This window comes from Rhodopseudomonas sp. B29 (genome assembly GCF_000333455.1).
In the GTDB taxonomy this organism is placed as follows: Bacteria; Pseudomonadota; Alphaproteobacteria; order Rhizobiales; family Xanthobacteraceae; genus Rhodopseudomonas.
Genome location: NZ_BADD01000526.1, coordinates 1 through 1,565, shown reverse-complemented (window position 1 = coordinate 1,565; position 1,565 = coordinate 1). Strand labels below are relative to the sequence as shown.

Sequence of the window (1,565 nt, the reverse complement as noted above, 5' to 3'; positions counted from 1 at the left end):
GGATCGACGGCAGCCGCGCCGTTCAGCATCGATTTGCCGGCGCCCGGACTTCCGATCATCAGCAGATGATGTCCGCCGGCGGCGGCGATTTCGAGCGCGCGCTTGGCGCTCTCCTGGCCCTTGATGTCGCGCAGGTCGAGCGTTGAGCCGGCCGACTCGTGGATGCGTGGCTGCGGCCGGCCGAGCAGCTGCGTGCCCTTGAAGTGGTTGGCGATCTGGATCAGCGACTGCGCCGCGATGATCTGGATGTCGGGGCTGGCCCAGGCGGCTTCGGAGCCGCAGGCCGCCGGGCAGATCAGGCCTTCATCGCGGCTATTGGCCGCAATCGCCGCCGACAGCACGCCCGCCACCGGCGCGATCGAGCCGTCGAGGCCGAGTTCGCCCAGCACGGTGAAGCCGGCGAGCGCATCGGGCGGGATGGCGCCGATCGCCGCCATCAGGCCGAGTGCGATCGGCAGATCGTAATGGCTGCCTTCCTTGGGCAGATCGGCGGGCGCCAGATTGACGGTGATGCGCCGCGCAGGCAGCGCCAGGCCCGAGGCGATCAGCGCCGAGCGGACGCGCTCGCGTGCTTCGGAAACCGCCTTGTCGGCCAGCCCGACCACCGCGAAAGCCGGCAGGCCCGGCGAGACCTGCACCTGCACGTCGACGGTGCGGGCCTCGATGCCCTCGAAGGCCACGGTGGATACGTGCTGGACCATGAAGCCCCTCTCCCACAACCAGGAGGCTAGCCCGCCGGGTCCTCGAACGCAAGAACGTTACGAGAACATCGGCGGCGGCTACGCGGTGCTCAGCTCGCTTCTTTCCGGCCGGAGGTCAGCGCCAGCTCGGTGAGATCGACTTCGAGCCGCGCCATCATCAAAAGCTGCGCGGCCGAGGCGATGCCGAGTCGTTCGGCTTGCTCCATCGCCAGGTTGATAGTCCCGGCCAGTTCGTCGATCGTGAGGTCCGGCAAAGCCGAACCTGTGGTTGCGCTTGCCGAGCGGTCGCGGCCGCCGGGCCTAATAGAGGTGGCCATTTGAAATCACCAAAATATCCGGAAACACTACCTCTAATCCCAAACCAGAACGACGATGTTTGCAAGGGGCTGCGACTTAAGACTTACGACGCATGACCCATAGCGATCAGATCAATTGAGCTCACTTACGCTCCATTGCGCTTCGCCTCGACGACGTCCCAAATCTTCGCCGCGATATCCGGACCGCCGAGGCGAGCTACCGCACGGATGCCGGTCGGCGAGGTGACGTTGATCTCGGTGAGATAGCCGTCGATCACGTCGATACCGACGAACAACAGGCCGCGTTCGCGTAGTTTCGGGCCGAGCTTGGCGCAGATCTCGCGCTCGCGCTCGGATAGTTCGGTCGCCGCCGCCGCGCCGCCGCGCACCATGTTGGAGCGCAGATCGTCCTCGGCCGGAACGCGGTTGACCGCGCCGGCGAACTCGCCGTCGACCAGGATGATGCGCTTGTCGCCGTGCTTCACCTCGGGAAGGAAGCGCTGGATCACCCATTGCTCGCGGAAGGTGACGGCGAACATGTCGTAGAGCGAGCCGAAATTCATGTCCT

1 protein-coding gene and 2 pseudogenes are annotated in these 1,565 nt (G+C 65.8%); all 3 read right to left on the bottom strand.

What is annotated here, in order from left to right:
• Positions 1-701: pseudogene (locus I5M_RS30085) on the bottom strand (magnesium chelatase domain-containing protein); the annotation flags it as partial.
• 89 nt (positions 702-790) lie between these two features.
• On the bottom strand, positions 791-1,018 hold the full coding sequence (locus tag I5M_RS18510; protein ID WP_031336971.1) for a hypothetical protein: 228 nt from the start codon (positions 1,016-1,018) through the stop codon (positions 791-793).
• A gap of 125 nt (positions 1,019-1,143) precedes the next feature.
• A pseudogene (locus I5M_RS18505) lies at positions 1,144-1,565 on the bottom strand (glutathione synthase); the annotation flags it as partial.

Bases quoted from the DNA above. Each gene is read 5' to 3' on its own strand.
- I5M_RS18510 (WP_031336971.1), bottom strand. From the start codon at position 1,018: ATGGCCACCTCTATTAGGCCCGGCGGCCGCGACCGCTCGGCAAGCGCA.